The organism is Aeromonas sp. R2-4 (assembly GCF_040908365.1).
Classification (GTDB): domain Bacteria; phylum Pseudomonadota; class Gammaproteobacteria; order Enterobacterales; family Aeromonadaceae; genus Aeromonas; species Aeromonas veronii.
On record NZ_JBFODO010000002.1, the window covers coordinates 24,281 to 46,359 of the forward strand.

Sequence of the window (22,079 nt, forward strand, 5' to 3'; positions counted from 1 at the left end):
AAAGAGCAGTAAAAAGGGCCGCAGGTTTGAAACCTGCGGCCCTTTTGTATTGTGACTGACGCGGCGCGACTTAGAAGTGGTAGCGCAGACCCAGCTTGAAGGTATCCAGAGAGTAGTGCTCGTCACCCAGGCTCAGGGCGTCGAACTGGCGCTCGTAACCGATACCGGCAGAGAAGTGGTCGTTGAAGGCGTAGTCCAGACCTACTTCCAGATTGGGGTGTACCTTGCTCTTGGTTGCGCTCTCGTTTACCTGACCGCTGAAACCGAGGAGAGTGGCGTTGCCGACAACTTCCACTTCGGTGCGGGTGTAGGCGATACCCTGTTTGGCATAGGCGCTGAAGCCCCAGGCCAGCGGCTGGCTCAGCTTGGCGGCCAGGCTGATGCTGCGGGTTTCGATGGTGGTGTCGGCAAAGCCGGTTGCAATCGGGGAGGTTACCCAGGTCAGCTGATCCATCTGTTGGGCGTGCAGGCCACCTTCAACCGCCAGCCAGGGTTTGAAGCTGTAACCCACGATCAGGCTGCCGCCGTCGAGCTGGTCGTCGATCACTTTGGCGTCATAGGCGTCTTTGGCAGCACCATCGAGATCCATCTTGGAGGTGGTCAGATCCAGACCTGCATACCAGCCTTCGGCATGGGCGCCGCCATTCATGGTCAGAGCAAGCAGGGAGAAAGCGGCAATTTTATTAAACTTGTTCATGGATAAATAACCTTGTGTTGCGTGAACTGCGTGTGATTTATATTGCTCAATCCATGATGCTTTTTATATTTCCGTCATTGCTCTGCTTTCACAGAGGGGCCGCAGTATAGTCAGCGTATTTCTGAATAACAAGAGAGTGATTTTCCCATTCTTCTAAATATGACTGGCTGCAAGGAGGGGCATTTTGTTTAATAAATGGTGTTATTAGAGTTTTAGCTTTATTGAGTCTTAAATAATTAAGCTGTGGGGCAAATGACAGACTGAGAGTTCGGTTTTGATTCTATGTGATTGATTTTTATCGGCATTAAATTTTCATTCGAGCGTAGCCGTGATGAGTTGTCTAAAAATTGGCATCTCAGATGTCACTCACAGGCGTCAGGCTCTTTTCGATGATTTTTTGAACGCCTCACAAGGTGAAACCGTGAGAAAAAAATCTATCTTTTTGCCTGTTTTTTGCACTTTTTGAGGTTTGGGATTGTTCCCATCGAGGGTTTTGGTGGTCTTTTGAGGCTGTTTTTGCGTGGGCTATGTTGCCCACCAGATGAGTGGGTGGGTTCTTATGGGTGGCTTTTCTCTTTACCCGGTAGCAGTTGTTGGGGTGGGCATGGGGTGTGATAAGCAGATATGGGGCGTGCGGCCTGATTAATTTTGTTTGCTTATATGCACAAGCCATTTTAAAGACAGGTTTTTGGAGTTTTAAATAACTTTGTTATATTCGTTTTTATATTTTTCGAAGCTTTCCAAGCAAGCCATTTAAATATATTGAATGGCAATAACACGGTATTGATGATCGTTTAGGATACCTTGCCAGAACGGTCGTAGTGGCTGGCGCATCGGTTGGCGGCGGGTGGCCTGTGACACTTCCCCTTGCCGGGGCCCTTGACCTGACCTGCGAATTCAGGGAAAAGAAAAGGGCGGTGCTATCAGCGCCGCCCAATGCCAGGAAAGAGAAAAAACCTTACGGTTTAAAAGATAAAAATTTGGAAGCAAACAATCGATTTCTCAACCAGGAAGGGTCTTGAATTCGATACGTTTCGATTATGCGCGATGTTCTATGCAGCACTAGCAAAATGTTTGCGGGTTGAAAGATATGCACTGTCTGGTGTCAGATTTTGCGACCTTGCTGCTTAACTGGTCTGTCCTGATGGGCGTTGTAGGCGATTTTTTCTCTAGGCTGTTTTTTCGGTGTCAATATCTGAGCCTTGAAGGTAAAAACAGGTCAGAAGCTGACTCGGCATAACCATGCAATGAAAGTGCGATAACAAGGAAGAGCGGCATGACCTACAGCCAGACCCTGGCCAACAATATTCTCGACACCCTGAAGAAGACCCTGACCGACAAGGGGATCCGTTATCAGACCCTGGCAGAAGCCATGGGTGTCTCCATCGCGACCGTGAAGCGGATGATGAACAAGCCCTCGCTGCCGTTCGATACCCTGCTGGAGATCTGCCATCTGGTAGGGCTCTCGTTCGAGGAGCTGCTGGATCGTACCCAGGACGCCCAGAGCCGCCGTGCCGTCTTTACCCAAGAGCAGGACGAGGCGTTTCACAACGAGCCGGGGCTCTACGCCTTTCTCGCCAATATCTTCTGGCGCGACAAGACGCTGATCGATCTCAAGCGGGAGTACGGCCTGACCGATGCCTCCTGCTACCTCTATCTGCGCAAGCTGGAGAAGCTCGGCATTTTGCAGCTCGGTATCGACAACAGTTACCACTTCCTGATCAGCGAGCGGATCAGCTTCGAGCAGCACAGCCGTTTCGCCCGCCAGCAGGCACGGCAGGCAATGTCGGTGCTGGGGGAGTATCTGGTGGAGAACATGCACAAGTCGAACAACTATATGGCGCTCTGCCAGTTGCACCTCAACGAGGGGGAGGCGATGGCGCTGATCGACCGGATGAAGGAGTACTGGCATCAGGAGATCAAGCTCAACCGCCCCGCCATCGGCCAGCAGGAGCACGCCAAGACCTACACCATGTCGCTGCAACTGGCTGACTGCGGCTACCAGAGCTTCGACGACATGATCCCCAATATCGACAACTGATCCCGGTGGATCCTGCGGGATCCGCTCTGTTGGCGGGAGTCTAATCGGCGACCCGGGTTTGTTGCAGCTTGCCTGCGAGCGGCTGCAATGCTCGCGTATCCAGACAGATGCGGATCGCATCCGGCCGCCAGTGTTCGATATCACAATCCACCAGAGCGCCCCGCTCGTCGTAATTGACCCGCACCAGCCGCAGCACCGCGCTCCCCTCCGCCAGATTGAGGGCGCGGGCGATGGCGCCGCGCGCCGCCGAGGGGGTGATCTCGAGACTAGCCCCACCCTGGCCTATGCCATAGCGCTGCTGATAGAGCTCGGTGAGGGAGCTGGCCAGCGGCGCGCTGGCGATATCGGGAAAGCGACTCGCCAGCAGGTGGTGGCTGACATGCAGCACCGGGCGGCCGTCGATCAGCCGCTGGCGGCGGATCTCATAAAGTGGAGTGAAGGGTTCCAGCCCCATCCAGCGGCACAGTTCGCTGCTGGCAAGTTCGCTGCCGTGGGCCAGCACCCGGGTTTCGGCGGTGCGTTGCTGCTCGCCAATCCACTGATGAAAGTGGGTGTGGATGGCGGGATCGTAGGTGAGGCGGGGTGGCGCCACAAACCAGCCGCGCCGCTCGGCACGGTAGATAAGGCCGTCTGCTTCGAGGCTGGAGAGCGCCTCCTTGATGGTGATGCGGGTGGTAGCGAAGCGCTCGCTCAGGGCCCGTTCGGCGGGCAGCTGCTGCCCGGCCCCCAATTGGCCGCTGCCGATATAGCGGCGCAGGGTCTGGCAAATCTGTTCGCACTTGGAGGAGGAGCGGCCATCGGCCATGCTCTGTTCGTTCACTCTCTGCTCGCTCAATCTCGGCTCGGTCACACTCTTGTCCCTGTTGCTTATTCAGAAGGCGGGTGGCTGGCCAATCCCTTACTGGAATAGTCCAGCTTCACTCGGGTTTAGAGTTGTAACCGCTGTGGATGACAGCGCCATGACAGGGCGATTGTCATCAAACTGCCATCAAAGCGCCCCGCCACCGTCACAATTCCCCTCTAGCATCCCTCTCGAACCTTAACTGACCTAGTCCAGAGGGATGGGATGATGAAAAGCGTGATCGCAAGTGCACTGGCCATGGTGGCCATCAGCCAACCGTTGTTTGCCACAAATAGCTATGCAGCCGAAAATATCGCGGATCTCGAAAAGGCCGCCCGCGGTGAAGGCCAGCTCCACAGCATCGGCATGCCCGACAGCTGGGCCAACTGGAAGGATACCTGGCAGCAGCTGGGCAGCATCTACGGCATCAAGCATCAGGATACCGACATGAGCTCGGCGCAGGAGATCGCCAAGTTCGCCGCCGAGAAGGCCAATGCCACCGCCGATATCGGCGATGTGGGCGGCGCCTTCGGTCCGGTTGCGGTCAAGCAGGGTGTTACCCAGCCCTACAAGCCCTCCACCTGGGCTGATATTCCCAACTGGGCCAAGGATGCGGACGGTCACTGGATGCTGGCCTATACCGGCACCATCGCCTTCCTGATCAACAAGGATCTGGTCAAGGCAGCCCCCACCAGCTGGCAATCCCTGCTGGGTGGTGACTATAAGGTGACCTTGGGTGATGTGGGCGTTGCCTCCCAGGCCAACAACGGCGTGCTGGCAGCGGCCTATGCCACCGGCGGCAGCGAGAAGAATCTGAAACCTGCACTGGAGCTGTTCGGTCAGCTGGCCAAGCAGGGTCGTCTCTCCCTGAACGATCCGACCATCGCCAACATCGAGAAGGGCGAGGTGGAAGTGGGTGTGCTGTGGGACTTCAACGCCCTCAACTACCGCGACCAGATCGACCCCAAGAAGTTTGATGTGGTGATCCCGAGCGACGGCTCCGTCATCGCCGGTTACACCACCATCATCAACAAGTGGGCCAAGAACCCCAACGCCGCCAAACTGGCCCGTGAATACATCCTCTCCGATGCCGGTCAAATCAACCTGGCTCGCGGCTACGCCCGCCCGATCCGCAGCAACGTGACCCTGCCGGATGACGTGAAGGCCAAGCTGCTGCCGGCCGAGCAGTACGCCAATGCCAAGCCGGTGCAGGATCACGCTGCCTGGGAGCAGAGCTCCAAAGCCCTGCCGCGTCAGTGGCAAGAAACCGTCATGATCAACATGCAGTAAGGGAATCCAGTGCAACACAAGGTGATAGTGGTACTTGTGGATGGTCTGGCAGCCGAGGTAGCCCACACCATGGGCTACCTCGGTGGCATGGTGGAGGCAGGGCGGGGCCTGCATACGACCCTGAATGCTGCCCTGCCGTCTCTCTCCCGACCCCTCTACGAGTGCATCCTGACCGGCGTGCCGCCGGTGGTGAGCGGCATCACCCACAACGGGGTGAGTCGCCTCAGTCTGCATGACTCCATCTTCCATCTGGCCCGCGCTGCGGGCAAACGCACCGCAGCTGCGGCCTACCATTGGGTGAGCGAACTCTACAACCGCAGCCCCTGGCTGGCGGCCCGCGATCGCTTTACCCACGATGAGCTGTTGCCCATTCAGCACGGCTGCTTCTACTGGGATGACAACTATCCCGACAGCCATCTGCTGATGGATGGAGAATGGCTCAGAACCCAACATGACCCCGATTTTCTGCTGATCCACCCGATGGGGGTGGATGATGCGGGCCACAAGTTTGGCCTCGATTCCCGCCAGTACCGCAATCAGGCGCGCCGGATGGACAGCCTGCTGGCCGATCTGCTGCCCCAGTGGCTGGCGGAGGGGTATCAGGTGGTAGTCACCTCGGATCACGGCATGAACAACGACCTGAGCCACGGCGGCTCCCTGCCGGAAGAGCGCACCGTGCCGCTCTGGCTGTTTGGCGATGCCTTCGTCGAGCGCTGGCCGGATGGGGTGGCGATTGCCCAGACCCAGCTCTGCGCCCTGATGGCGGATCTGCTGGGCATTTCCCACGACAAGCCGGCAGCGCCACCGCTGCTCAAGGCGGCCTTTATGCGCGAGGTGCACTGATGATGCCTGCAACCACCGAGATCCTGGTGGATCAACCCGTGGCAACCAAGCAGAAGGTGCGCCGCCACTGGCTGCCCGCCCTGGTGCTGCTGCCGTTTGTCCTGCTGATGATCCTGTTCCAGCTCGCCCCCATGGTGTGGGTATTGGTAGGCAGCTTTCAGACCCCCGATGGCTGGGGCCTCGCCTACTACCGGGAGATTTTGAGCTCCCCCTTCTACCTGCAATCGTTCGGCAACTCGTTGCGCATTGCCGGTATCGCCAGTTTGGCGGGGCTTGCCATCGGCACTCTGGGGGCGGCGGCGCTGCGTCACAGCGGTGAGCGGGTCAAACGGCTGCTGCTGGCCTTCGTCACCATGACCGGCAACTTCAGCGGGGTGCCGCTGGCATTCGCCTTTATCATCATTCTCGGCATTAACGGTGCGGTGACCCTGCTGCTGAAATCCTGGGGATTGATCGACGGCTTCAACCTCTACTCGGGTAGCGGCCTTATCCTCATCTACACCTACTTCCAGATCCCGCTTGCCCTGCTGCTGCTCTACCCGGCCTTCGATGCGCTGCAGGATGAGTGGCCGCAAGCGGCCGCGCTGCTGGGGGCGAGCAAGGGGCAGTATGTGTGGCACGTGGCACTGCCGGTGCTGACGCCTGCGCTGCTCGGCACCCTGATCATCCTGTTTGCCAACGCGGTGGGGGCTTATGCCTCCGCCTACGCCCTCACCACCGGCAACTTCAATCTGGTGACCATCCGGGTGGCCAGTCTGGTCTCCGGCGACATCTTCCTCGAACCCAATATGGCGGCGGCGCTGGCGGTGATCCTGATGGTGCTGCTGGGGGTAGTGACGGCCGCCAACCAGTGGCTGCTGAAAAAGAGCTATGTGAACAAGGGGCAATCCCATGCATGATTTGACGCCGCGCTGGCCCAAGTGGGTGCTGGGTGGGCTGGTCGCCACCCTGCTGCTACCGCTGCTGGCCACGTTTCTCTACTCCATCTCCACCCGTTGGGGGGCGACCCTGCTGCCGGACGGTTTTACCCTCGACTGGTATCTCAAGCTGTGGGGCGATCCGCGTTTTCTGGCGGCGTTTGGCCGAAGCCTCCTGGTCTGCTTCGCCACCCTGCTGCTGGGCACCCTGGTGCTGGTACCCACCGTGCTGGTGGTGGCCTATTACTTCCCCAAGCTGGATCCCTGGATGAACCTGTTGATCCTGCTCCCCTTCGCGGTGCCGCCGGTGGTCTCTTCAGTCGGGCTGCTACAGATCTACGCTGACGGCGTGCTGCCGATTATCGGCACGCCGTGGATCCTGATCGGCACCTGGTTCACCGTGGTGCTCCCCTTTATGTACCGAGCGCTGGCCAACAGCCTGCAGGGGGTGCCGCTGAAAGATCTGATGGATGCCGCCCACCTGCTGGGGGCGAGCAGCAGCCGAGCCTTTCTGCTGGTGGTGATCCCCTGTCTGCGCAAGGGATTGCTGGCGGCGCTGTTTCTCTCCCTCTCCTTCCTGCTCGGCGAGTTCGTGTTTGCCAACATGCTGGTGGGCACCCGTTACGAGACCCTGCAGGTCTACCTCTACAACATGCGCGCCACCTCGGGCCACTTCACCAGTGCGCTGGTGATGAGCTACTTCCTGCTGACCCTGCTGCTCACCTGGGCGGCCAACAGATTTCATCGGTGATCCAAGATGTTTCATTTAGAAGTCAATCAGTTGCACAAATCCTACGGCGATACGCCGGTGTTCGAGGGGATCGAATTCGGCATTCGCAAGGGGGAGCTGGTGACCCTGCTCGGCCCCTCCGGCTGCGGCAAGTCCACCCTGCTGCGGGCGCTGGCCGGGCTCACTCCGGTGGATGGCGGCCAGGTGCGGGTGGCCGGTGAAGAGATCACCTGGCAGGCGCCCCAGAAGCGCGGCATCGGCATGGTGTTCCAGAGTTATGCGCTGTTCCCCAACATGACGGTGTGGGACAACGTTGCCTTCGGCCTCAAGATGAAACCCCAGCCGGGACGGGATCTCGCCGCCAGCGTGCAGGAGGCGCTGGCGCTGGTGGAGCTGACCGGCTTCGAGCGCCGCTATCCGGCCGAGCTCTCCGGCGGTCAGCGCCAGCGGGTGGCGCTGGCCCGGGCGCTGGTGGTGCAGCCGCGGATCCTGCTGCTGGACGAGCCGCTCTCGGCGCTGGATGCCCGCATCCGCCGCAGCCTGCGCCAGCAGATCCGCGAGATCCAGCAGCGGCTCGAACTCACCACCATCTTCGTGACCCACGATCAGGAGGAGGCGCTCACCATGTCGGATAGGATCTTCCTGATGAACAAGGGCTCCATCGTCCAGAGCGGCACGCCGGAGGAGATCTATACCCGCCCCGCCAGCGAGTTTGTGGCGAGCTTTATCGGCAACTACAACCTGCTTGGCGCCGAGCAGGGCAAGTCGCTGTTCGGCCCCCGTTTTCAGGGCAAGCTGGCGCTGCGGCCAGAGTCCATCACCCTGCTGCCCGCCGGAGCGACCAGCAGCGAGCCCAGCCTGCCCGGCATCATTCGCCAGCAACAGCTGCTCGGCAACGTGATCCGCTATCAGGTGGAGTGCGAGGCGGGGCTGTTGACGGTGGATTGCCTCAACCGCTCGGCTGGCGATCTGCTGGCCACCGGCAGTGCCGTGACCCTGGCGGTGGCCCGGGATCAACTCTGTGAGGTAGCATGAGGCCGCATTTCATTTCTATTTTCACTGCGAGGAGCGCCCATGGCACTGGCACTGTTTGATCTGGACGAGACCCTGATTGCGGGGGATTCCGCCAGCCTCTGGCTGGAGTACATGGTGGCCGAGGAGCTGGCGCCCGCCAGCATGATCGCGGAGGAGCAGGCCATGATGTCCCTCTACCATCAGGGCAAGATGGATATGCACCAGTACATGGCCTTCACCCTGCAACCGCTGGCGGGCAAGACGCGCCAGTGGCTCGACTCGCTCTGCACCCGCTTTGCCGAGCGGGTGCTGCGCGAGCGCCTCTACCCCGAGGGGTTGGCGCGTATCGAATGGCATCGGGAGCGGGGCGACGACCTGGTGCTCATCTCCGCCTCCGGCGAGCATCTGGTCGCCCCCATGGCAAAGATGCTGGGGATGGATCACTGCGTCGCCATTTTGCTCGATGAGGAGGAGGGGATGCTGACCGGCCAGACTCGCGGCACCCTCAGCTTTCGCGAGGGCAAGGTGGCCCGCATCAACCAGCTGTTTGCAGGCAGGGACCACCTCTGGCAGGGGAGCTTTGGCTACAGCGACTCCCACAACGATCTGCCCATGCTGCGGGCGGTGAGCCATCCCCATGCGGTCAATCCGGCCCCTGCGCTGCGCCAGCAGGCCGAGGAGCTGGGCTGGCCGGTGTGGGAGTGGCAGCGCTGAGTCGCGCGCCACACTGGCTTAACGTGCGGCAAGAAGCACGATAAACAAAGAGAGAGGCTGGAGCCTCTCTCTTTGTTTTTGCTGACGGCGTTGTGGTTGGTGCTGGCCGCTGGGGCTACCCCTCGTTGGTTTGTTGCTGAGGCTCGCCAAAGGCGGGAATGTCCTCCTCGGCCCTCTGGTGAGGGGTGTGGCGCAGCGGGAAGCAGATACGGTTTTTCCCCTCCCGCTTGGCCTGATAGACCCCCTTGTCGGCCAGCTCCACCAGCTCTTTGGCCGAGAGCCCGGAGCGGCTGAAAGCCACCCCGCCGCTTATGGTGATGGTGAGATCGGGTTCGCGCCACTCCAGTTGTTCCACCCCGAGCCGGAACGCTTCCAGCAGGGAGGGGAGCATCGGCTGCTCTTCGCCGTAACGGAAGATCAGCACCAGCTCCTCGCCGCCATAGCGGCAGAACCAGCCCCACTCGTGGAACAGATTCATGCCCAGCTTGCTCACCCGCTTGAGCACCACATCCCCTGCCTGATGGCCATGGGTATCGTTGACCCGCTTGAAATCATCCAGATCGAACATCACCACCCCGAAGGGAGCGCCACTGTTGAGCTGCTTTTGCAGGCACTCGTCGAAGAAGCGACGATTGTAGAGCCCGGTGAGCTTGTCCTGATGGGCTTGCAGGCGGATCTGGGCAAAGTCCTGACTGGCGGCATCCATCTCTTCATAGACCTTGGCCAGCTCCAGCATACGGCGGCCGTTGTAAGCGATACCGCCGGAGCGGCTGGCGCGGATCAGCAGGGTGATCTCCCCCAGCATGCGGCGGAAGTAGCGGGACCAGAGCAGTGCCAGCAGCAGATAGAGGATGCAGGCGACGGCTATCATCAGCTGCACGTTGATGGAGACGCTGTCGATCACCTGCTGCATGCTGGCAGTCGGCTCGACGCTGAGCAGGATCCAGCGCTGCTCGGGGATGCGGTAGTAGGAGACCATCAGGCCGCTGGCATCATCGAGGAAAAAGCCCTGCGGCTGTTGCATCCGGGCCAGCCAGTCGGGGTGGGCGAGGGGTTTGAATACCCGTTCGCGATCCGGATGGGCCAGCACCAGCCCGTCATGGTTGAGCAGGATCTGATAGCCATTGCCCAGATGGTGACTCTGATCATGCCGACTGTTGAGCCAGTTGGCGAGGGGGGTGAGCTGGGTATCCAGCGAGAGTACGCCAACCCGCTTGCCGTCAGGCTCTTCAATCACCCTAGCCAGCGCCATGGTGAGAGTGCCCAAGGTGTAGTCGTAATAAGGATCAGTCCAGACAATCTGTCCGGGATGGCTGGATGCCAGCAGATACCAGGGGCGGGTTCTGGGATCGAACTTCTCGTCGGCCTGCCAGGAGGGGTGGATCAGCATCTTGCGATGCTCGGTGCCCACGTAGACGTAATCGAGCTCCATCACCTTGTGATAGGCCTGCCACTGTTGCAGGTAGCGCTCGCCGTTGCGGATCTCCGGGCCGCTGAAATCCCGATAATTTACCTGCTGATAAATGAGCGTAAACTGGCGTTTGAGGGTCGCCAGATAGGGTTCGATCAGGGTATGGAAATACTGGGTGTTGCGAGCAATCAGATATTGTTGCTGCTCGTGGCGCAGGGTGCGCTCCATATGCAGGTAGTAGATGCTGCCGAGCAGCAACACAGGGATAAAAAGCAAGAGGAGGCCCAGCCGCATGCGGGTGATCAAAGACCAAGTGTTCTTGGGCTTGGCGGGGGACATGAACAGATCCTTTTCGTCTCGGGTGACACCAGCATATATGATGCTGTGCGGCTCGTCTAAAGGCAGAAAATGAGATGTTTCCGATGTTGAACCACACTCTGCTCTCAATGATTCATTATGGCAGCATAGCGGTGCTAATCCTTGCCCTCTGTGTCGAGTATCTGATCTTCCGGCGCGGCCTGAACATGCTGCGAGTGCGCCGCCTGCTGCTGGCAGATGGGGTGGCTGCGCTGGCGCTCTTCTCCATCTTTGCCACCGGGTGTCTGCTGGCCCTCGAGCATGCCAGCTCGGTGGCAGAGATCTTTGCCCATCCTGCCCACGGCCTCAAGATGGGGCTGTTTCTGCTGATTGTCGGCTCCCTCGTTTATCCCAGCCGCCTCTTCTATCGCTGGCGTCGCGCCCTGCGTCTGGGCAAGGCGCCGATGATCTCCATTCAGCAGCACTTCCGGGTGGTGTGGATCCTGCGGGGCAATCTGCTACTGATTGCCCTGTTGGCCGTGTTCACCAAGCCTTCGTTGCTGTAACACTCGCGGTGCTCAAAAGCAGTGCGATGCAGACGTGGAGAGCGAGAGCGAAGACAAAGAGTGGAGACAAGAGGATAGGGAGGCGGGTATCTTGGATCGGATAACCCGTCACGCGCCGATTTAAGGAAGAATCGCCATGCGCTCCAATCTGATGTTGCTGATGGCTGCCACCATCTGGGGTATGGGCTTTGTCGCCCAGCGCCTCGGGATGGATCACATGGGGCCCTATACCTTCAATGGCCTGCGCTTTCTGCTCGGCGCCCTCTCCCTGTTGCCGCTGCTCTGGTGGCTCAAATCCCGACAACCTGTTGCCGTCGCGGGCGACCATCGCCAACTGCTGATCGGTGGTGTGCTGGCCGGGCTGGTGCTGTTCTGTGCCGCCTCCCTGCAGCAGGTGGGGCTGCTCTATACCACTGCCGCCAAGGCCGGTTTCATCACCGGGCTCTACATCATTCTGGTGCCGGTACTGGGGCTGCTGCTGCGCCACAAGAGCGGCCTCAATACCTGGATCGGCGCCATCATCGCACTGGCCGGTCTCTATGTGTTGAGCGTCACCGACGAGTTCACCATCGGCTTTGGCGATCTGTTGCAGGTGGTCGGTGCCCTGTTCTGGGCTGTGCATCTGCTGCTGGTGGATCACTACTCCAACCGGGTTGCCCCCATCAAGCTGGCTGGAGTGCAGTTCGTGGTCTGCGGCCTGCTCAGCCTCGCCACCGCCTTTGTCATCGAAACCCCGACTGTTAGCGGCGCTGTGGCCGGTTGGCAGGCGCTGCTCTATGCCGGGCTGGTGTCGGTCGGGGTGGGTTATACCCTGCAGGTGGTAGGGCAGCGGGGTGCTCATCCGGCCCACGCCGCCATCATCCTCAGTCTGGAGACCGTCTTTGCCGCCGTGGGGGGCGTGTTGCTGTTGGGTGAGACGCTGGATGAGCGCGCCATTGCCGGTTGTGCCCTGATGCTGGCGGGGATGCTGATCTCCCAGATCCGCTTGAGGTGGTGGTGGAAGTCGCGCCGGGACAAGGTGCCCGCGACCAAGTAAACCGCAGCCCGCTGCATAACAAAAACGCCCCGACAGTCGGGGCGTTTTGCATGATGGCGATTCGGGTCAGGGGCGCTGCTCCAGCTCGCGCTCCAGCTCTACCGCCTTCTGACGGGCCGGATGGGTATTGAGGCGCTGCCAGTAGGCTTGCAGGTGCGGGAAGTGGGCCAGCTGACCGTTTTGCGCCAGCAGATCCACCAGGAAGGAGTTCATGATGTCGGCGCCGGAGAGGCGATCCCCCACCAGATAGTGGCGATTCGCCAGTACCTCGTTGAGGTAGCCCAGCACCTTGGCACACTCCGCCTTGGCGTAGTCCGGCAGGAAGCGCATCGGGCTGCCATCCTTGCGCACGAACATGTCGAGCAGCAGCGGCAGAATGCCCGAGCTCTCGGCAAAGTGGAGCCACTGCAGATATTCGGGATACTCCGGGCTATCCGGTGCCGGTGCCAGCCGATCGGCGGCGTAGCGGGCAATCAGGTACTCGGTGATGGCGCCCGATTCCGCCAGCACCCGGCCGTCGAACTCGATGACCGGCGACTTGCCGAGAGGGTGAATGGCTTTGAGCTCGGGCGGTGCCAGAAAGGTGGTGGCATCGCGCTGATACGCCTTGATCTCATAGGGCTGGCCCAGCTCTTCGAGCAGCCAGATGATGCGTTGGGAGCGGGATTTGTTCAGGTGGTGCAGGACTATCATAACGACCTCGATTCGGTGACAGGATGGTGTATACGAGCGGACGAGGGAGGCGGTTCACCGATGGCTAAAAAAGAGCGGGCTGATGCCCGCTCCCTCGATGACTGACTCAGGCCTCCAGCGCCTGATCCAGATCCGCCAGAATGTCCTCGATCGCTTCGATCCCCACCGACAGCCGGATCATCTCGGGTTTCACGCCAGCTTTGGCCTGCTCCTCCTCGCTCAACTGGCGATGGGTGGTGGAGGCCGGGTGGCAGGCCAGCGACTTGGCATCGCCGATGTTGACCAGCCGCTTGAAGATCTTGAGCGCATCGTAGAAGCGCACGCCCGCCTCGTAACCATCCTTCAGACCGAACGAGAGGATGGCCGAGGGGCGACCGGCCATGTACTTCTCCGCCAGCAGATAGTGCGGGTGGCCCGGCAGACCGGCGTAGCTGACCCAGGCCACCTTGGGGTGATGCTTGAGGTGGTGGGCGACCCGCAGAGCGTTATCCACGTGGCGCTCCATGCGCAGGCTCAGGGTCTCCAGCCCTTGCAGCAGCAGGAAGGCGTTCATCGGCGCCAGCGCCGCGCCGGTATTGCGCAGCGGCACGGTACGCACTCGCCCGATAAAGGCGGCCGGGCCAAAGGCCTCGGTGTAGACCACCCCGTGGTAGGAGGGCTCGGGTTTGGTGAGCTGTGGGAAGCGCTCAGCGTGATCCGCCCAGGGGAACTTGCCCGAGTCGACCACCACGCCGCCCAGCGAGTTGCCGTGGCCGCCGACATATTTGGTCAGGCTGTGAACCACGATATCGGCGCCGTGTTCGATGGGTTTGCACAGCACTGGGGTAGCGACCGTGTTGTCGACGATGAGCGGCACGCCACGGGCGTGGGCCACCTTGGCGAAGGCGGCCAGATCGACGATGTTGCCCGCCGGGTTGCCGATGCTCTCGCAGTAGACTGCCTTGGTCTTGTCGTCGATCAGGGCGGCGATGGCTTCGGCGCTGTCATCCTTGGCGAAGCGCACCTCGACCCCGAAGCTCGGCAGCATGTGGGCGAACAAGGTGTAGGTGCCACCATAGAGCTGGGGTGTGGAGACAATGTTGTCACCGGTTGCGGTCAGTGCCTGAATGGCGTAGGTGATGGCGGCGGAACCTGCCGAGACCACCAGCGCGGCGATCCCCCCTTCCAGTGCGGCCATCCGCTGCTCCAGCACATCGTTGGTGGGGTTCATGATGCGGGTGTAGATATTGCCCGGCACCGCCAGATTGAACAGATCCGCCCCGTGCTGGGCGCTCTCGAACTCGTAGGCCACCGTCTGGTAGATGGGCACGGCGACCGCCTTGGTGGTGGGGTCGTTGGAAAAGCCGTGGTGCAGGGCCAGGGTCGCATCTTTCATCACACACTCCTTGTTGGATGTTGCTTATGGCAGTTATAGATGGATAGACGTCCAATCTATCAGGCCCGTGGCCGATGTAAACAGCAAGTTCCGGCAAAGCAGTGTCGCCCGCAGGGGACGCGTGTCCCGAGTGGTTGGCATGGCCCGTACTCAGAGACGACGGCGATACTCCTTGTCATCGATCTGGTTCATATCCCACTGCATCAGGCGGTTGAGCTGCTGCATGGGATCTTCGATAAGTGGCAGCGGGCGCGGCAGGATCCGCTTGAAGTAACGGCGCAAGGTCTGCTGGATCCGGTTCGGTTTGAGGGGGTTGGCGTGGCTCATGATGGTGCTCCTCTGCTGTGGTTCTCACGTTCATCAGCAGTATTGAGCTAAAATGCGGAAGTAAAAACTGATGACTTATAGCAACAGGATTTCCTCTTTTATGCCGACCGGTCGCCTCTACCAGCAATTTCAACGACTCGCCCAGCTGCTTGGCAGCGACGAGCGGGAGATCAGCCTCGCCGAGGTGGCGGATCTGCTCTGCTGCACCCCGCGCAACGCTCGCCTGCTGCTGCGCCGGATGCAGGATCAGGGCTGGCTCAGCTGGTCGGCGGAAGCGGGGCGGGGGCGGCGCTCCCGACTCACCCTGCTCGACAGTCAGGAGAGCCTGACCCGGCGCCGCTTGCGGGATCTGCTCAGTCAGGGCCAGTTGGCGCAGGCGGTGCGGCTGGCCGAAGATCGCCTCGATCTGCTCACTCCGCTGTTGATCGAACAGCTCGGTCAGGCCACCCGCGAGGGGCGCCAGATCCTGCGGGTGCCATACTACCGGCCGTTGCCGCAGTTGCTGCCCACCGGCCCGATGCGCCGCTCCGAAATCCACCTGAGCCGCCAGATCTTCAACGGCCTCACCCGGCGAAATGAGGAAAATGGGGAAATCGAAGGGGATCTGGCCCACCACTGGGAATGTCTGGGCCCCTGCCACTGGCGCTTCTATCTGCGCCCGGCGGTGCGTTTTCACCACGGTCGCGAGCTGGTGGTGGAGGATGTAATGGAGAGTCTGCTGGCCCTGCGGGATCGCCCGCTGTTCGCCCATCTGGACCGGCTGGAGAGCCCCTGGCCGCGCACCCTGGATCTCTATCTCGACAGCCCGGATCCCTGGCTGCCCCACCTGCTGGCGGAGCCGGTGGCGACCATTTTGCCGCGGGAGCTCAAGGGGAAGGCGGGCTTTGCCCTGCAACCTGTGGGTACCGGCCCTTACCGGGTGGCCGCCAACGATCCCCTGCATCTTTGCCTTGCGGCGTTTGACGACTACTTCGGCCTGCGCGCCCTGCTCGACGAGATCGACATTTGGATGCTGCCGGAGCTTGCTGAGCGGCTGGAGACCCATCTGCAGCTTGGGCGCGACAGCCCTGAGCTCGGCACCATGCGCGGCGAATCGGAGCTGGAGTCGGGCTGCTACTTCCTGCTGCAGGACGATCGTTCCGGATCCTTGCAGGATCCCGCTCTGCGGCAGTGGCTCGGCCAGTTGCTCAATCCGGTGGCCCTGATGGGGCGGGTCGCCCCCGAGTTGCAACGGGGCTGGACCAGCGCCCTCGGCCTGCTGCCCCACTGGCGCGAAGCGCTGCCCGCGCCCTTGCCCACACCGGCGCAGTTGCCGACGACCTTGGTGCTCGCCTGCTTCAACCAGCATCTGGAATTCAACGAGTGCGCCAACGCCATGAGTAGCCTGCTGGCCGAACAGGGGATCCGGCTCGAGGTGCGCACCCTCGATTACGGCCGCTGGGTAAACGGCGAGGATGAGGATGTGGATCTCTGGCTCGGTACCCTCAACCTCGAACATGCCGGTCCCTTTGCCCCTTACGCCTGGTTGCAGGGCACCCCGTTGCTGCGCAAGGTGTGGGGCAGTCAGCATGAGCTGTGGCAAGGGTTGATGCAGTGGCGCGCCAGCGGTGAGGAACCTGGCCCCCGCGCCCTGCTGGCAAGGGTGCAGCAGCAGAGCTGGTTTGTGCCGCTGTTTCACCACTGGCTGGAGCTGGAGAGCCGGGTCGGCGTGCACGGGGTGCGGATGACGGCGCTCGGCTGGTTCGATTTTCGCAGCGCCTGGCTGCGGCCCGAGCCGCCCCATCAGCCCGCAGAGGCGCCATAGTTCGTCCAATTTCTGTCGCGGCTGACGGGCGTTCCGTGGCCGCTTGCGTGAAAGATCCGTAAATCGGCCGCTGCTGCACAGTTTGTGTCACGCCTCTGTGCCATGCTGTTTCAGGTTATGGACAGCAGAGCAAATGAGGAAAATGATGAGCAATAATTCAGACAGTTCCGCAGGAAAATGCCCGGTCATGCACGGGGGAACCACCTCCGTCGAGACGTCCAGAATGGAGTGGTGGCCGAAGAGCCTCAACCTCGACATTCTTCACCAACACGATACCAAGACCAATCCGCTGGGGGCCGGTTTCAACTATCGGGAAGCCTTGAAGGGGCTCGATATGGCGGCCCTCAAGCAGGATGTGACTGCCCTGATGACCGACAGTCAGGAGTGGTGGCCCGCCGACTGGGGCCACTACGGCGGCCTGATGATCCGCATGGCCTGGCATTCGGCCGGGACTTACCGCATCGCCGATGGCCGGGGCGGCGGTGGCAGCGGCAACCAGCGTTTCGCCCCCCTCAACTCCTGGCCGGACAACGCCAACCTCGACAAGGCCCGTCGCCTGCTGTGGCCCATCAAGAAGAAGTACGGCAACAAGATCAGCTGGGCCGATTTGATCATTCTGGCGGGCACCGTGGCCTATGAGTCCATGGGGCTCAAGACCTTCGGCTTCGCCTTTGGCCGCGAGGATATCTGGCACCCGGAGAAGGATATCTACTGGGGTTCGGAGAAAGAGTGGCTGGCGCCCAGCGGCAAGCCGGGTGGTCGTTACTCCGGCGAGCGGGATCTGGAAAACCCGCTGGCGGCGGTGATGATGGGGCTTATCTACGTCAACCCGGAAGGGGTGGATGGCCAGCCCGATCCGCTGAAAACCGCGCAGGATATGCGAGTCACCTTCGCCCGAATGGCGATGGATGATGAAGAGACGGTGGCGCTGACCGCCGGTGGCCACACCGTCGGCAAGGCTCACGGCAACGGCGATGCCAAACAGCTTGGCCCCGAGCCGGAAGGGGCCAGCCTCGAGGAGCAGGGGCTCGGCTGGATCAATCACCACAGCCGCGGCATCGGCCGCAACACAGTGACCAGCGGCATCGAGGGGGCCTGGACCACCCACCCGACCCAATGGGACAACGGCTACTTCGAGCTGCTGTTCAAGTACGACTGGTGGTTGCAAAAATCACCGGCGGGGGCCCATCAGTGGGAACCGATCAATATCTCCGAAGAGGATATGCCGGTGGATGTGGAGGATCCGTCGATCCGCTGTAAACCCATGATGACGGATGCCGATATGGCGCTCAAATTCGATCCCGAGTATCGCAAGATTGCCGAGCGCTTCCGCGATGACCCGGCGGCCTTCTCCGACGCCTTTGCCCGCGCCTGGTTCAAGCTGACCCACAGGGATATGGGGCCGAAGAGCCGCTATGTCGGCCCCTATGTGCCGACAGAAGATCTGATCTGGCAGGATCCGGTGCCTGCCGGACGTGCCGATTATGACGTGGCGGCGGTCAAGGCCAGGATTGCCGCCAGCGGCCTCTCCATCAGCGAGCGGGTCACTACCGCCTGGGATAGTGCCCGTACCTTCCGTGGCTCCGACAAACGGGGCGGTGCCAACGGCGCCCGCATCCGGCTGGCGCCGCAGAAGGATTGGCCGGGCAACGAACCGGCGAGGCTGGCGAAGGTGCTGGCGGTCTATGACAAGCTGGCGGCCGAGTGTGGCGTCAGCGTCGCGGATCTCATTGTGCTGGGGGGCAACCTCGCCATCGAGCAGGCTGCCCAGGCCGCCGGAGTGACGGTGAGCGTGCCGTTCGCACCGGGCCGGGGCGATGCCACTCAGGCCCAGACCGATGTGGCCTCGTTCGAGGTGCTGGAACCGCTGGCCGATGGCTTCCGCAACTGGCTCAAGCAGGACTATGTGGTGACGGCGGAGGAGCTGCTGCTGGATCGCGCCCAGCTGATGGGGCTCACCGCCTGCGAGATGACGGCGCTGGTCGGCGGGATGCGGGTGCTCGGCACCAACCATGGCGCTACCGGGCACGGGGTCTTTACCGACCGGGTCGGGGTGCTCAGCAACGACTTCTTCGTCAACCTGACCGACATGGGCTACCAGTGGCTGCCGAAAGCGAGCAATCTCTACGAGATCCGCGATCGCCGCAGCGGCGCCCTGAAGTGGACGGCCACCCGGGTGGATCTGGTGTTCGGCTCCAACTCGGTGCTGCGCGCCTATGCCGAGGTCTATGCCCAGGATGACAACAAGGAGAAGTTTGTCTGTGACTTCATCACTGCCTGGAACAAGGTGATGAATGCGGATCGCTTCGATCTGCTCGGCTAGTCCCCAAGCCGTTTGGTTATCTGCACCCGCCCCGCACAGCCAAGATGTGCGGGGCTTTTTACTGCCCGCTTTTCTGTGCAGCCCTACAATCCGCCGCGCTGCGACACCTGCTGGCCGGTATCGCAGGGCCGCTGGCATCCCTGTCCTTGGGCCAGCAGTATCATGTAACATGCTGATCCGCTGATGATGCCCGGCGGCCACCCATTGGCCACTGATGTCCCATGAACGGACAAGGACAGAAACAAAGAGACAAGGAGTCAACCCATGCTGGAAATGCAGATCCAACCCCGCTTTCAGGAGACGGATGCCCTCGGCCATATCAACAATACGGTGCCGGCGGTCTGGTTCGAATCGGCGCGAGATCCCCTGTTCCGGATCTTCTCCCCCGATCTGGATGTGCATAACTGGCACCTGATCATCGCGGGCTATACGGTGCAGTTCAAACGGGAGCTGTTCTACGGCCAGCCGGTCACCATCAAGACCGGCGTGCGCCGCATCGGCACCAGCTCATTTACGGTCTGGCAGGAGGCCTGGCAGGGCGGCGAACTGGCCGTCACCGCCGAAACGACCCTGATCCATTTTGACTACCGGGCCCGCCAATCCCTGCCCCTGAGCGATGCTCACCGGGAAGGGCTGCGGGCCTGGCTGACTGAGAGTTAACCACGGGCCGGATGGCCCATCACAGGAGTGTTATGTACAACTCAATGCGCAACACAGCGATCGCGCTGACCCTGGGATTCTGCTCCCTCCCTTCTCTGGCCGCTTCTCTCGCCGAGCAGTTTACCCTGATGGAGAAGGGGGCCGAGAGCGCCCTCGATACCCGTCAATTCAGCCATGACGGCGTCGATATCAAGGCCTGGATCGATGGCGCCCCTGTCATCATCGCCGTGCCCATCATGAACGAGCTGGGCAAGCTGGAAGGGGAGAGCCGCTACTACTTCAAGGGCGGCAAGCTGTTCGGGGTCAAAGAGCCCGCCGCCCAGTTCGCCTTTGACGACAGCGGCAAGCTGACCCAGTGGCTGGACGAGAAGGGCCAGCCCGCCGAGTTCGTCAGCAAAATGAGCATGCAGCAGCGTCAGGAGTGGCTCACCAAGCGGGCCGCCGAGCTGAGCAAGCTGTTTGTGGTGAGCGCGGCCGAACAGAAGGCGGCCAAGGGGGGCGTCAAGCTGAAGGGGGCGGATCTCGCTCACTGGCTCTGCAACGGCAAACTGATGGATCTCGCTCACGGCGACAAGGTGATCTTCGAGCAGGATAAGCTGAAGATTGGCGAGCAGGGGATCGAGGGGGAGGTCTCCCTGCGTCAGGAGAAGGGGTGGCAGGAGCTGAGCCTCAAGTGCGAGGTGCAGGGCACCCAAGTGACCCGCCTCACCTGGCAGCCGCTGCCGGGGGCCAACAAGCCGCAATAAGCGCAATAGCAAGGGGGCCCATCACGGGCCCCCTTCTCATTCGGCTTGTGGCTCCCCCAGCTTGAGCCGGGTGAGCGCCTCGACCCGGCGCCACTGTCCTGGCTCGAACCAGCGGGCCAGCAGCTCCTGCTGCTGTTCGGCCCGGGCCTCGTTCGGCAGTTGCCTGAGCTCGGCCAGAAAGCCGCTGAGCTGCTCCTCGAACCCTTGCCGGTTCTGCTCCAGCTGGCGCATCCGATCCACCGCTTCCGGCCCCCCCGTCTCCAGCAGCAGAGCCTCCCGTTTGGCCGGGTCCATCTGCGCCAGCCCTTGCAACTCCTCAAGCAGGCGGCTGTTGGCCTCCGCCTCGCGAAACCAGCCCGGTTGCTCCGCCAGCCAGAGATCCAGCTCGCTGGCCAGCTGCGACTTGTCGCTGTCTCTTGCCTCCGCCAGCGCCCTGCGGCGCAGGGTCAGCTGCTCCATCAGTCGATCCTCGGCAAACAGCTGGGCCTGCTCGGCCGGGGTAAAGCTCTGCTGGCGCAGTTGCTCCCGCTCGTCAAACAGGATCTGCAAGCTGGCGAGGGAGATCTCGGTGGGCACCGTCAGGCTGCTCTGGGCGGAGACAAAGGTGCGATAGCGCGCCTGCAGGGCATCGGCGGCCTCCTGCTCGGGATCGTGCGGGTGGCTCTGTGCATGCTGGCTGGCTTGAGCGAGGGATGAGTCTGCCGTCGGTGCCGTGGGCCAGAGCAACACCCCGCCAAGCAGCAGGGTGATGGCGCAGGGTACGACGAGCAGGGTGGCGATCTTCATAGTCCCAGCTCCTTGAGACGGTTGGCATGCTGGCGATAGAGGGTGACCGGATCGGTCTCGAACAGATGGTGGATACCGAAGGACTGGTTCACTTCGTCCAGATGGTTCATCCGGTAGTCGGTGCCGATCACCTTGCCGAGGTGGCTGCTGCAGACCCCGACCAGCCCGTCATTGGGCTCCTTGAAGAAGGCGCCGGTCAGCGCCAGCGCAGGATCCACCGGATCCAGCAGATTGGTCAGGTTGCCGCGTCCGCTCCAGGAGAAGTAGTAGACGCCGTTGGTTGCTTGCATCGGCCCCTCGCCGCAATAGCGGCTGGGCAGCCCCTCCGGGTAGCGCTGGTTGAACTGGCTGGCACCCTTGCTGGTGAGGGCATCGAGGGCGGCGACCGGATCTTGCGGCAGTTGGCTCCCGCCCGAGAGCAGTGAAATCATGCCGGAGAGGGCGTGGGCCGCGGCGGCAGCAAGCTTCTCGGCGGCGCTGCCGGGGGCGGCATTGGTCCGCACCAGATCGGCAATCTCGGAGCCATAGTTGACCCCGCCGACGCTGGTGGCGGAGGCGACCAGCTCGGGGGCGACCGAGGCGACATAGCGGATGGTGGGGCCGCCGTGGGAGTGGCCGATCAGGTTGACCTTCTCGGCGCCGGTGGCAGCCAGCAGCAGCTCAACCTGGGCGAGCAGCTGCTCCCCCCGTTGTTCCGAACAGGCGGTGGCTGACACTTGGGCCACGTAGACTTTGGCACCATCCCGGCTCAGGGCCTGGGGAATGCCGTAGAAGTAATCGACCCCGAGCAGCTTGTCGAAGCCGAACAGGCCGTGCACCAGCACTATGGGGTAGCGGGTCTGGGTGTATCCGCTGGCGTGTGCCAGCATGGGCAGGGTGCAGAGCAGCACCAGAAGCCATCTCTTCATCATCAGCATCCTTGTTGATTCGTGAGGAACAGATTGTGTGGCGTACTCCATGTTCGCCGG

General features: G+C 61.7%; 21 protein-coding genes. 13 read left to right on the forward strand and 8 right to left on the reverse strand.

Features of this window, described 5'->3' with window-relative positions; all coding sequences use genetic code 11:
- Positions 1-70: 70 nt before the first annotated feature.
- Positions 71-697, reverse strand: a complete 627-nt coding sequence (locus tag AB5Z05_RS00230; RefSeq protein WP_368149828.1) for a porin family protein — start codon at positions 695-697, stop codon at positions 71-73.
- A 1,276-nt stretch (positions 698-1,973) separates the two neighbouring features.
- Here AB5Z05_RS00230 and AB5Z05_RS00235 point away from each other — a divergent pair.
- On the forward strand, positions 1,974-2,738 hold the full coding sequence (locus AB5Z05_RS00235; RefSeq protein WP_005336490.1) for a helix-turn-helix transcriptional regulator: 765 nt from the start codon (positions 1,974-1,976) through the stop codon (positions 2,736-2,738).
- Positions 2,739-2,778: 40 nt separating this feature from the next.
- Here AB5Z05_RS00235 and AB5Z05_RS00240 read toward each other — a convergent pair whose 3' ends face one another.
- Complete coding sequence (locus tag AB5Z05_RS00240; protein WP_227274335.1) at positions 2,779-3,609, reverse strand: UTRA domain-containing protein; 831 nt, start codon at positions 3,607-3,609, stop codon at positions 2,779-2,781.
- A gap of 198 nt (positions 3,610-3,807) precedes the next feature.
- Here AB5Z05_RS00240 and AB5Z05_RS00245 point away from each other — a divergent pair, with 198 nt between their 5' ends.
- From AB5Z05_RS00245 to AB5Z05_RS00270, 6 genes are read left to right on the forward strand one after another with little or no spacing between them, the layout of a single operon-like run.
- Positions 3,808-4,869, forward strand: a complete 1,062-nt coding sequence (locus AB5Z05_RS00245; RefSeq protein WP_005355254.1) for an ABC transporter substrate-binding protein — start codon at positions 3,808-3,810, stop codon at positions 4,867-4,869.
- A gap of 9 nt (positions 4,870-4,878) precedes the next feature.
- Positions 4,879-5,712 carry an alkaline phosphatase family protein gene (locus AB5Z05_RS00250; protein WP_368149829.1) on the forward strand — a complete coding sequence of 278 codons (834 nt, stop codon included), beginning with the start codon at positions 4,879-4,881 and terminating at the stop codon, positions 5,710-5,712.
- Entirely contained in the window at positions 5,712-6,611 is a 900-nt protein-coding gene (locus AB5Z05_RS00255) for an ABC transporter permease (RefSeq protein WP_368149830.1), read from the forward strand. Before AB5Z05_RS00250 ends, AB5Z05_RS00255 begins: the two co-directional genes overlap by 1 nt.
- Complete coding sequence (locus AB5Z05_RS00260; RefSeq protein WP_019445454.1) at positions 6,604-7,380, forward strand: ABC transporter permease; 777 nt, start codon at positions 6,604-6,606, stop codon at positions 7,378-7,380. Before AB5Z05_RS00255 ends, AB5Z05_RS00260 begins: the two co-directional genes overlap by 8 nt.
- Positions 7,381-7,386: 6 nt before the next feature.
- Positions 7,387-8,394: an ABC transporter ATP-binding protein gene (locus AB5Z05_RS00265; RefSeq protein ID WP_123172180.1), complete on the forward strand. Its 1,008-nt coding sequence runs from the start codon at positions 7,387-7,389 to the stop codon at positions 8,392-8,394.
- A gap of 39 nt (positions 8,395-8,433) precedes the next feature.
- Entirely contained in the window at positions 8,434-9,087 is a 654-nt protein-coding gene (locus tag AB5Z05_RS00270; RefSeq protein WP_368149831.1) for an HAD family hydrolase, read from the forward strand.
- 115 nt (positions 9,088-9,202) lie between these two features.
- Here the strand turns inward: AB5Z05_RS00270 and AB5Z05_RS00275 are convergent, their stop codons facing one another.
- Entirely contained in the window at positions 9,203-10,837 is a 1,635-nt protein-coding gene (locus AB5Z05_RS00275; protein ID WP_368149832.1) for a diguanylate cyclase, read from the reverse strand.
- Between the two features lie 83 nt (positions 10,838-10,920).
- Between AB5Z05_RS00275 and AB5Z05_RS00280 the strand changes: the two genes are divergently transcribed.
- Both AB5Z05_RS00280 and AB5Z05_RS00285 read left to right on the forward strand, forming a co-directional pair.
- Positions 10,921-11,361, forward strand: coding sequence for a DUF2214 family protein (locus AB5Z05_RS00280; RefSeq protein ID WP_005355246.1), 441 nt, complete (start codon positions 10,921-10,923; stop codon positions 11,359-11,361).
- A 136-nt stretch (positions 11,362-11,497) separates the two neighbouring features.
- Positions 11,498-12,397: a DMT family transporter gene (locus AB5Z05_RS00285; protein WP_005336466.1), complete on the forward strand. Its 900-nt coding sequence runs from the start codon at positions 11,498-11,500 to the stop codon at positions 12,395-12,397.
- A gap of 66 nt (positions 12,398-12,463) precedes the next feature.
- Here AB5Z05_RS00285 and AB5Z05_RS00290 read toward each other — a convergent pair whose 3' ends face one another.
- The 3 genes from AB5Z05_RS00290 to AB5Z05_RS00300 all read right to left on the reverse strand — a co-directional run bounded on the left by AB5Z05_RS00290 (position 12,464) and on the right by AB5Z05_RS00300 (position 14,792).
- Entirely contained in the window at positions 12,464-13,090 is a 627-nt protein-coding gene (locus tag AB5Z05_RS00290) for a glutathione S-transferase family protein (RefSeq protein WP_368149833.1), read from the reverse strand.
- 106 nt (positions 13,091-13,196) lie between these two features.
- Positions 13,197-14,465 (reverse strand): O-acetylhomoserine aminocarboxypropyltransferase/cysteine synthase family protein, encoded by a 1,269-nt coding sequence (locus tag AB5Z05_RS00295; RefSeq protein ID WP_368149834.1) that lies wholly within the window; start codon positions 14,463-14,465, stop codon positions 13,197-13,199.
- A 150-nt stretch (positions 14,466-14,615) separates the two neighbouring features.
- Positions 14,616-14,792, reverse strand: a complete 177-nt coding sequence (locus tag AB5Z05_RS00300; RefSeq protein WP_005336463.1) for a hypothetical protein — start codon at positions 14,790-14,792, stop codon at positions 14,616-14,618.
- Between the two features lie 100 nt (positions 14,793-14,892).
- Between AB5Z05_RS00300 and sgrR the strand changes: the two genes are divergently transcribed.
- From sgrR to AB5Z05_RS00320, 4 genes are all read left to right on the forward strand, one after another.
- The gene (gene sgrR / locus AB5Z05_RS00305) at positions 14,893-16,596 is read left to right on the forward strand and encodes an HTH-type transcriptional regulator SgrR (protein WP_368149835.1); all 1,704 of its coding nucleotides are present in this window, start codon (positions 14,893-14,895) and stop codon (positions 16,594-16,596) included.
- Positions 16,597-16,741: 145 nt separating this feature from the next.
- Entirely contained in the window at positions 16,742-18,919 is a 2,178-nt protein-coding gene (gene katG / locus AB5Z05_RS00310) for a catalase/peroxidase HPI (protein WP_368149940.1), read from the forward strand.
- Between the two features lie 264 nt (positions 18,920-19,183).
- Complete coding sequence (locus tag AB5Z05_RS00315; protein WP_005336457.1) at positions 19,184-19,579, forward strand: thioesterase family protein; 396 nt, start codon at positions 19,184-19,186, stop codon at positions 19,577-19,579.
- A gap of 44 nt (positions 19,580-19,623) precedes the next feature.
- Positions 19,624-20,325, forward strand: a complete 702-nt coding sequence (locus AB5Z05_RS00320; protein ID WP_042081272.1) for a hypothetical protein — start codon at positions 19,624-19,626, stop codon at positions 20,323-20,325.
- Between the two features lie 36 nt (positions 20,326-20,361).
- Here the strand turns inward: AB5Z05_RS00320 and AB5Z05_RS00325 are convergent, their stop codons facing one another.
- Together AB5Z05_RS00325 and AB5Z05_RS00330 are read right to left on the reverse strand one after the other, a co-directional pair.
- Positions 20,362-21,111 carry a lipase secretion chaperone gene (locus tag AB5Z05_RS00325; RefSeq protein WP_368149837.1) on the reverse strand — a complete coding sequence of 250 codons (750 nt, stop codon included), beginning with the start codon at positions 21,109-21,111 and terminating at the stop codon, positions 20,362-20,364.
- Positions 21,108-22,019 (reverse strand): lipase family alpha/beta hydrolase, encoded by a 912-nt coding sequence (locus tag AB5Z05_RS00330; protein WP_368149838.1) that lies wholly within the window; start codon positions 22,017-22,019, stop codon positions 21,108-21,110. Before AB5Z05_RS00330 ends, AB5Z05_RS00325 begins: the two co-directional genes overlap by 4 nt.
- Positions 22,020-22,079: the final 60 nt, after the last annotated feature.

What these genes read in the sequence shown, in the direction of transcription:
- AB5Z05_RS00275 (WP_368149832.1), bottom strand. Translation starts at nt 10,837, where the DNA reads ATGTCCCCCGCCAAGCCCAAGAACACTTGGTCTTTGATCACCCGCATG.
- AB5Z05_RS00320 (WP_042081272.1), top strand. Translation starts at nt 19,624, where the DNA reads ATGCGCAACACAGCGATCGCGCTGACCCTGGGATTCTGCTCCCTCCCT.
- AB5Z05_RS00300 (WP_005336463.1), bottom strand. Translation starts at nt 14,792, where the DNA reads ATGAGCCACGCCAACCCCCTCAAACCGAACCGGATCCAGCAGACCTTG.
- AB5Z05_RS00295 (WP_368149834.1), bottom strand. Translation starts at nt 14,465, where the DNA reads ATGAAAGATGCGACCCTGGCCCTGCACCACGGCTTTTCCAACGACCCC.
- AB5Z05_RS00230 (WP_368149828.1), bottom strand. Translation starts at nt 697, where the DNA reads ATGAACAAGTTTAATAAAATTGCCGCTTTCTCCCTGCTTGCTCTGACC.
- AB5Z05_RS00260 (WP_019445454.1), top strand. Translation starts at nt 6,604, where the DNA reads ATGCATGATTTGACGCCGCGCTGGCCCAAGTGGGTGCTGGGTGGGCTG.
- sgrR (WP_368149835.1), top strand. Translation starts at nt 14,893, where the DNA reads ATGCCGACCGGTCGCCTCTACCAGCAATTTCAACGACTCGCCCAGCTG.
- AB5Z05_RS00265 (WP_123172180.1), top strand. Translation starts at nt 7,387, where the DNA reads ATGTTTCATTTAGAAGTCAATCAGTTGCACAAATCCTACGGCGATACG.
- AB5Z05_RS00255 (WP_368149830.1), top strand. Translation starts at nt 5,712, where the DNA reads ATGATGCCTGCAACCACCGAGATCCTGGTGGATCAACCCGTGGCAACC.
- AB5Z05_RS00235 (WP_005336490.1), top strand. Translation starts at nt 1,974, where the DNA reads ATGACCTACAGCCAGACCCTGGCCAACAATATTCTCGACACCCTGAAG.
- AB5Z05_RS00325 (WP_368149837.1), bottom strand. Translation starts at nt 21,111, where the DNA reads ATGAAGATCGCCACCCTGCTCGTCGTACCCTGCGCCATCACCCTGCTG.
- AB5Z05_RS00290 (WP_368149833.1), bottom strand. Translation starts at nt 13,090, where the DNA reads ATGATAGTCCTGCACCACCTGAACAAATCCCGCTCCCAACGCATCATC.
- AB5Z05_RS00315 (WP_005336457.1), top strand. Translation starts at nt 19,184, where the DNA reads ATGCTGGAAATGCAGATCCAACCCCGCTTTCAGGAGACGGATGCCCTC.
- AB5Z05_RS00270 (WP_368149831.1), top strand. Translation starts at nt 8,434, where the DNA reads ATGGCACTGGCACTGTTTGATCTGGACGAGACCCTGATTGCGGGGGAT.
- AB5Z05_RS00280 (WP_005355246.1), top strand. Translation starts at nt 10,921, where the DNA reads ATGTTGAACCACACTCTGCTCTCAATGATTCATTATGGCAGCATAGCG.
- AB5Z05_RS00245 (WP_005355254.1), top strand. Translation starts at nt 3,808, where the DNA reads ATGAAAAGCGTGATCGCAAGTGCACTGGCCATGGTGGCCATCAGCCAA.
- AB5Z05_RS00285 (WP_005336466.1), top strand. Translation starts at nt 11,498, where the DNA reads ATGCGCTCCAATCTGATGTTGCTGATGGCTGCCACCATCTGGGGTATG.
- katG (WP_368149940.1), top strand. Translation starts at nt 16,742, where the DNA reads ATGAGCAATAATTCAGACAGTTCCGCAGGAAAATGCCCGGTCATGCAC.
- AB5Z05_RS00330 (WP_368149838.1), bottom strand. Translation starts at nt 22,019, where the DNA reads ATGAAGAGATGGCTTCTGGTGCTGCTCTGCACCCTGCCCATGCTGGCA.